We start from the raw sequence: 7,712 nt of genomic DNA on the forward strand, positions 1-7,712 counted from the left end.
TAAATTAAGTTCAGTCCTTCAGTATTACGTAAGACTTCTTGGTATTGCCAAGCTTGTATCCATACCTACTATGACCTCTGCTGACTTCTTACAGCAATTGTTATCCATAGTTCTGTAAAAAAAAAAACTTTCCTATGTCTGTAAGACCTCCCCAGGTAAGAACAGTAACTTTCCCCTCATATACCTGCTATATTTACCCTAAATATCTCCGTACAACTTTGGACTTTAGTTTGTTATGCAACCTTATCCGATATTATTGGGCCTGATATAGTTTCTGCTGGTCAGGTCAAGGGTTTGCCTAGCGCTTCCTTCAGATTCCACCTTGCGATGGACACCCTTGCATTTGGCTAACACTTCCCGTTGTAAAGGCGTGCTTGAAACTTGCACCCTAGAGTTACTGTCCATGCTGGGCACACATAAAAAAAAGCCTAGAACAAATCTTGCTCTAGGCTTTTGAAATACTAGCAAAAGAGTATCTACATTAAAATGCCCTTTATATTTCGCTAATATTCAAAGTAACAGGCCCCCACCTGTTACTTTAAACAAACTAACCGTTATACTACTTAAAGTGGAAATGAATACAAATTAAGTATAACCACATTAATTCCCCAATCAATGTATTATTAAACTCTTATATGACTTTGAAGTGTGTCCTTAAGATGTTTTATTATATCGTTCTTTAACCAAGAAGGCTTTCTAACAACTACGGAATTACCGTATTTTAAAACCTCCTGTTTTAATTCTTCATTTATTCTTACATTAATAGAAGCAATAACCTTGCCAGAAATAGGACAAACCTTCAAATCTTGAGAGTGATGAATAGGTTTTTTTATTAATTTATGTTTTAAATCCGCATCAAAATACAACTCTACCAGTTCAGGCTTGGCATTACAATACCCAAAACCTACACTTTGGTTGTAATTCTCTAAGAGCTTATTGTTATCTTCCCTATATTTTGTTTCCAAAATAGTAATGTCTTGTAATAACTCTACATCAAATGTCTTGGCTTTTTCTCTATCTTTTGCCACCACATACCATAAATCTTGGTATTGGGTAACAAATACAGGAGAAACGGTGTATTGTTTTAGGATCTTCTTAGAAGCACTTAAATAAGTGAATTCAATTTTCCTTTTCTGCTCTATGGCCTCTAGAACTATCTGTAGATTTTCAATTGGAACTATATTAGGCTTACCTATTCTAGAGTCTTCAAAGCTCTCTAGTCCATTTTGACTGTGTTCTCCCAACAAATCTGCTGTAGCTAAATCCTTTAAGCAGTTTAGTACAAATTGTCCCTTTGTTTGATTCTTCTCGCAGATATAATATCCTTTTTGTTTATTACATAACTTAATCTTAAGACCAAATTCTGTCTCAAACTCTTTTAAAGCTCTATATAATGTACGTTCACTTATATCAATATTATGTCCTTTGAGATAGTGAATTAATTCCTCTCGACGCGGGTAACTTTTTCTGTGTAAAAAATTTAAAATTAAAAAATAATATCGTAATTTTTTCATGATAGCGTTTTAATGCAAAAGCTTATCTAACCTTGCTTCTTAAGGGATGTAAAAGTAAAAACTTATACCACTAAAGACAACCCTTATTTTGTCAAACAAGGTAAAATATGAGGGAACTAAACCTAAGGAGATTTTAAAAAAAGCAACTGAACTGATAACAAGCAACATACGGAATTGATTAACAATTAGCATAGAGGACACTTTTTTTCATTTTAAGGCAAAATATCAAGAGGTCTCCACTTTTTATGGCTTACTTTCCTAATAGAAATCCAATCCTTAAGGCATTGTGATTGAAAAATCAATTAAATAAATTTTCTTTAAAAACCCTAACAACTAATTCTTTTTTTTGTAATTTTAATAAGACCTTACCTCTAGGTAGGTAAAGGTGCCTTTGTTTATGTGCCAAAAATAAAGATGGCTCTTTTAGCAGATTAGGCATTATTTATATTGATATGTATAACTTTTAATATTATTAGCATGAAAATATCTTATATGCTACTTTGTAGCTTATTTGCAACAACTGTGGTGTTCACCTCTTGTAATCAAACAAAAAATCAACAAGAAACTACCCAATTACAACAAAACTCTGAGAGTTTCTTACAAGGAGTTTTTCCTGGTATGCTAATTACAAATTCCACTGCTATTCATGAAAAATCATTTAAAGGAAGTGTTATTAGTGCTACTTTAGATAATAATATCAGTGTAGATTTTGACAAACAAGGTAACTGGACAGAAGTTAAGTCGAAAGATCACACACCTATTTCCGCTACTTTTTTAGAGCAACAACTACCAGTAATCTCTAATTATCTTAAAGAACATTACCCAGATAACTTTGTGGTAGAAGTGGAAAAAATAAACAACCAAGGTTATGAAGTAGAATTAAACTCTCAGTTCGAGTTAGTATTTGACCAAGATCAGAAGTTTATAGGTATTGACTTAGATTATGATGACAACGAACAATTAGTTGATTTCAACGAATTTCCCGATCCAGCTAAGCAGTTTATAGCTAAAGAGTTTCCTGACAGTAAAATAGTACTTGCTAAAGCGGAAAAAGACGGTAAAAAAACGACTTTAAAAGCTTATTTATCTCAAGGATTTAAAGTGCAATTTAATAAAGATGGGCAGTGGAAAGAGATATCAGGTAGTTTCGCCTCCCCAATCCCTTCCAGTATTCTATTGCAAAATATACAAACTTATCTTACCACAAATTATAAAGACTATGTTATAACAGGTATAGAATTAGACCAAAAAGATAAGGAATATCAAGTGGAACTAGAAACTCTTACAGACGAAAAAGATCTAATATTTAGCTTAGAAGGAAATTTTATTAAAATAGATTAGATCACCTTTAATAAATAGGGGCCGTATTCAATGAATGACTTACGGTCCCATGTTTTTTTTGGAGTTTACACTATGTAATATAACCCCCGAATATTTAGTTCATCTCTACCTTTAAAAGGTATATTCCGTCAGGACGGATATCGATTTTCTTTTCTTTGTATAGAGTACCAATAGCCTTTTTAAAAGCTTTCTTACTCATATTTAAAACTGTTTTAATATCCTGTGGATGACTATTATCTGTTAGACCTAAGAAACCATTGTTGTTATCTAACTCGCGTAAAATAGAATCAGCACTATCCAAAATCCCTTCTATTCCTGGTTTAGTTCTAGTTACATCAATTTTACCATCCTCGCGTATAGATTTGATATAACCCAAGATGCGATCTCCCGTTCTTAAATCTTCAAATACTTGATTTTGGTACATAAGTCCTTTATGCTTCTCATTGATAATAACATTAATACCTAATTCCGTTATATGAGAAACAACCAATTCTACTTGTTCAGATTCCTTAACTGTCAAGTTTTTATTGTCTAAAAACTGATTTAGCTTACTTGACCCTACCAAACGATTAGATTTTTCATCTAAAGTCATGTAAACCAAATAGCGATTTCCTTCTTTCATTGGGCGAGCTTGTTCGCGAAATGGAACAAATAAGTCCTTTTCTAATCCCATATCCAAGAAAGCACCAAACTCATTGATATAATTTACTTTTAATAAAGCGAATTCATTCAAGTAAATATAAGGCTCCAATGTTGTAGCTACTGGTCTTTGCTCTTGGTCCAAATAAACAAATACTACTATTTGCTCACCTATTTCATAATTTTTAGGCACATATTTATTAGGAAGTAAAACATCAGTTTGGCCATCTGTTAAATACAATCCTACGCTAGTATGTCTAGCTATTGTTAAGGTATTATCGTCTCCTATCTTAATCATAGTGTATATAATTGAGGTATTTTGTTATTTTAAATCTAAATCAAAGGTTTGTCTTAAAAGATCCACAGAGGAATTTATCTCCAAGAATCGTTGGTACTTATCTTTGCTATCCAATACTCTTTTAGCTAACTTAATTTGCTCATTAACATTAATATGTATTTCAATATCATAGTTTTGTAGCTTCTTTCTAAGATAATTAACCAATTCGTATTTATTTTCATCAAAACTTAGTTTTGATCCTTGATTAGGTAATTCTAAATTAATTATAGCGCCATTTAGCTCTGGTCTTGTCATTCCCATTAAAGAAGACATCAACATTAAACCAGCATTCTGTAAACGATCGCTATATGCATTCCACTCTTGCATTAATGTCTCTAAAGTGAAATTCTCTCTAGGTAAGTCCTGAGTGTTTAAAACACGAGGCTCTAAAGAGTCCTGCAACTCTCTTCTTTTTCTAATAGAAGACAAAGAAAGAGCACTAATTCCAGCAGATACAGGCTGGTTAACTAGCGGTGTTGGCATTTGTGCTTTAGGTTCTAGAGAATCACCAGGCTGGCTAATTAGCCTATCAGCTTGGGTATTTTGTTGTACTTGTGACTGCTGCTGATTTGTACTCTCAGGTGAACTAGCTACATTATTTGTGGCATTTGCCACTGTTGGTTGTTGCATTTGTACTTGTTGTGGAGCAGTAGAATTACTTCTTGTGGCACCAATCTTTTGCAAATGCTCTTTTAATTGTTGCGCACCAATTATGGTATCATCTTTTTTTTTTCGCCCTCTAGGGCTAAGGATGCTAATTGCATCAGACAAAGTTCTACTAATAAACGTTGGTTTTGACTAGACTTATATTTTAAATCACAATCATTGGCAAGATCCATAGCTTGTATTAGAAAAGCGGCAGTAGTTGACTGACTTTGTCTTATATAAAGTTCTCTACCATGTTCCCCAACTTCTAATAAAGCTGCAGTTTGTGGAGTTTGCACTACCATTAGATTTCTAAAGTGTGCAGCTAATCCTCCAATAAAATGATGCCCATCAAATCCTTTAGCAAGAATATCATCCAATCCAGTGAGCACACTTGGAATATCACCTTTAAGTATATTATCTGTTAAGCTAATATAGTACTCAAAATCCAGTACATTTAAATTTTCGGCTACTGCTACCCTGGTTAAGTTTCTCCCACAATAGGAAACAACGCGGTCAAAAATAGAAAGAGCATCTCTCATGGCTCCATCGGCTTTTTGTGCGATAATACGCAATGCCTCTGGTTCAAAAGTAATTTGCTGACTATTGGCAACAAGGGCCAAATGATTTGCTGCATCGTTGATAGTAATTCTTTTAAAATCAAAGATTTGACAACGCGACAATATAGTAGGTATAATCTTGTGTTTTTCTGTAGTAGCTAAAATAAAGATAGCGTGAGCGGGCGGCTCTTCTAAAGTCTTTAAAAAGGCATTAAAAGCAGCTGAGGACAACATATGTACCTCATCAATAATATATACTTTATATTTTCCTGTCTGAGGTGGTATACGAACCTGGTCTATTAGATTTCTAATATCATCCACTGAGTTATTAGAAGCAGCATCTAATTCAAAAACATTAAATGCAAAATCTTCCGTTGGATCGTCGTACCCAGGTTGATTTATCTTTCTAGCCAATATACGAGCACAAGTAGTCTTACCTACACCTCTGGGACCTGTAAATAGCAAGGCCTGAGCTAAATGATTGGTTTCAATAGCATTAACCAAAGTATTTGTAATGGCCTGTTGCCCTACAACATCTTGAAAAGTTTGAGGTCTGTACTTTCGAGCAGATACGATAAATTGTTCCATAGAATAAATATTAGTACAAAGTTAGTGTAATTTTTCAAAGGCAAAAATTATTCCCTTAACTCTGTTGGAAAAAAGATAGTTTCATCCACTTTTTTCTGCCAAAATTCCAAAAGCTTAGTATATTCAACACTTGGTACCGCACTGGAATATTCCAATTGATAACTAAAGAAAAGAAATTGCAATTGTGTTTCAATAAAAAAGTCCTCCATATCTTCGTAAGGACGATATTGACTTTTTAAATTTAAACTAAAAGTTTTAGCTGTTGTATTAGACCAAAATGCGGTCCACCCGCTTTTAAATTCTTTAATCAAAGAAAAAGCGGTTTGCCCAGTTTGTCGATCAATTAATTTCAACAAAATCTTTCCATCATTTCTAGATAATCGCTTAAGCTTTTCTTTAAATTGTCCCTCTAGGTATTTTTGGCTTCTTTTAATATATCTTCTCTTCTCTGTGTTATTATCAATTTTGGCCAAATTCTCATTTAATACAAGTAGATTATCCGCTGTGGCTCTAGCGTAAGGATATACCCTACGAAGTCTATTGCGAAGAATTATCATATCTTTCTTGTAGTTTTCTTGGGCTAAGTCAATAACTATCTCTTCGATGGTATAACCTTGTATACTATCGGTACTAGGACTTTGTAAGGAATCCCTATCTTGGACAATAATAGAAGTACTCCCCTTTGACTGAGCGGAGCAAATTCCATAAGACAGACCTATAAAAAACAGAGAAAAAAAGAATTTCATACATTTAAATATAGCCAAAATTACTTATATTAAATGAGTTTTAGACAAAGGATTTAGTAAATTAGCACAAAATTATATTATGGAAACAAAAACTATCTTAGATCCATCGGCAATGGATTTTCTAGAAAAATACCTAAATAATACCTCAGCCACAGGTCACGAAGTTCAAGGACAGAAAATTTGGATGGAGTATTTAAAGCCTTATGTAGACACTTTTATCACCGATACCTACGGTACAGCTGTTGGAGTAATTAACCCAGAGGCTGACTATAAAGTAGTTATAGAAGGACATGCTGATGAGATTTCTTGGTATGTAAACTACATTACAGAAGAAGGTTTTATTCATGTTATTCGAAATGGAGGAAGTGATCATATGATTGCGCCTTCTAAAAGAGTAAATATACATACCAAAACAGGTATTGTTCAAGGTGTTTTTGGCTGGCCTGCTATTCACATTCGCAATAGAGCTGGTAAAGAAGAATCTCCAAAAATAGAAACAAACTTTATCGATGTTGGTTGTCAAAATAAACAAGAAGTAACAGATTTGGGCATTCACCCTGGGTGTGTGATTACTTATCCGGACGAATTTACCATTTTAAATGGAAACAAATTTGTTTGTAGAGCCATTGATAATAGAATTGGAGGTTTTATGATTGCGCAGGTTGCACGCTTATTAAAACAAAACAACATAAAATTACCTTTTGGACTTTATATAGTAAATGCAGTTCAGGAAGAAGTTGGTTTACGTGGTGCAGAAATGATTACCCAAACAATTAAACCAAATGTTGCCATTGTAACAGATGTTACCCATGATACGCATACTCCAATGGTAGAGAAAAACATAGAGGGAGATAATAAAATTGGTAGAGGACCAGTTATTGGTTATGCTCCTGCTATCCAAAATAACTTACGCGAGTTAATTGAGCAAACTGCCATAGATAACAACATTGACTTTCAACGCAATGCAATGAGTAGAGTTACAGGAACAGACACAGATGCATTTGCCTATTCCAATGGTGGAGTTGCCTCAGCATTGATTTCTCTTCCATTAAGATATATGCATACTACAGTCGAAATGGTTCATAAAGACGATGTACAAAAGACAATAGAATTAATCTATCACACTTTATTAAACATCGAAGATAATCACGACTTTTCTTATTTCAAATAGAATAGGAGGCTGAAGATTATTTCTTCAGCCGACCTTTCACACCACCCGGCATACGGTTCCGTACCAAGGCGGTTCTTAACTTTACGATACTTTTAAGTAGATGTCATTTAGAGATGGATAACCTGCTCGTCTTAGTACTTGCTTATTTAATGTAGTATGGAGGACAAAACT

The 7,712-nt window shown here is 33.8% G+C and carries 7 protein-coding genes; 2 read left to right on the forward strand and 5 right to left on the reverse strand.

Features of this window, described 5'->3' with window-relative positions; translation table 11 throughout:
- Positions 1–623 precede the first annotated feature (623 nt).
- Positions 624–1,514: a helix-turn-helix transcriptional regulator gene (locus tag ACYSNX_RS12640; RefSeq protein WP_461755022.1), complete on the reverse strand. Its 891-nt coding sequence runs from the start codon at positions 1,512–1,514 to the stop codon at positions 624–626.
- A gap of 477 nt (positions 1,515–1,991) precedes the next feature.
- On the opposite strand from ACYSNX_RS12640, the gene ACYSNX_RS12645 reads away from it, so the two are divergent.
- Entirely contained in the window at positions 1,992–2,855 is an 864-nt protein-coding gene (locus ACYSNX_RS12645) for a PepSY-like domain-containing protein (protein ID WP_461755023.1), read from the forward strand.
- A gap of 94 nt (positions 2,856–2,949) precedes the next feature.
- Here ACYSNX_RS12645 and ACYSNX_RS12650 read toward each other — a convergent pair whose 3' ends face one another.
- Genes ACYSNX_RS12650 through ACYSNX_RS12665 form a run of 4 tightly spaced genes read right to left on the reverse strand, consistent with a single transcriptional unit; the run spans position 2,950 to position 6,370 of the window.
- The gene (locus tag ACYSNX_RS12650; protein ID WP_461755024.1) at positions 2,950–3,792 is read right to left on the reverse strand and encodes a CvfB family protein; all 843 of its coding nucleotides are present in this window, start codon (positions 3,790–3,792) and stop codon (positions 2,950–2,952) included.
- 24 nt (positions 3,793–3,816) lie between these two features.
- On the reverse strand, positions 3,817–4,602 hold the full coding sequence (locus ACYSNX_RS12655) for a hypothetical protein (protein WP_461755025.1): 786 nt from the start codon (positions 4,600–4,602) through the stop codon (positions 3,817–3,819).
- Entirely contained in the window at positions 4,542–5,624 is a 1,083-nt protein-coding gene (dnaX, locus tag ACYSNX_RS12660; protein WP_461755026.1) for a DNA polymerase III subunit gamma/tau, read from the reverse strand. Before dnaX ends, ACYSNX_RS12655 begins: the two co-directional genes overlap by 61 nt.
- A gap of 47 nt (positions 5,625–5,671) precedes the next feature.
- Positions 5,672–6,370, reverse strand: coding sequence for a DUF4294 domain-containing protein (locus tag ACYSNX_RS12665; protein WP_461755027.1), 699 nt, complete (start codon positions 6,368–6,370; stop codon positions 5,672–5,674).
- 79 nt (positions 6,371–6,449) lie between these two features.
- Between ACYSNX_RS12665 and ACYSNX_RS12670 the strand changes: the two genes are divergently transcribed.
- Complete coding sequence (locus ACYSNX_RS12670) at positions 6,450–7,541, forward strand: M42 family metallopeptidase (protein ID WP_461755028.1); 1,092 nt, start codon at positions 6,450–6,452, stop codon at positions 7,539–7,541.
- The last annotated feature ends 171 nt before the right edge of the window (positions 7,542–7,712 follow it).

This window comes from Myroides sp. LJL115, from assembly GCF_054871665.1.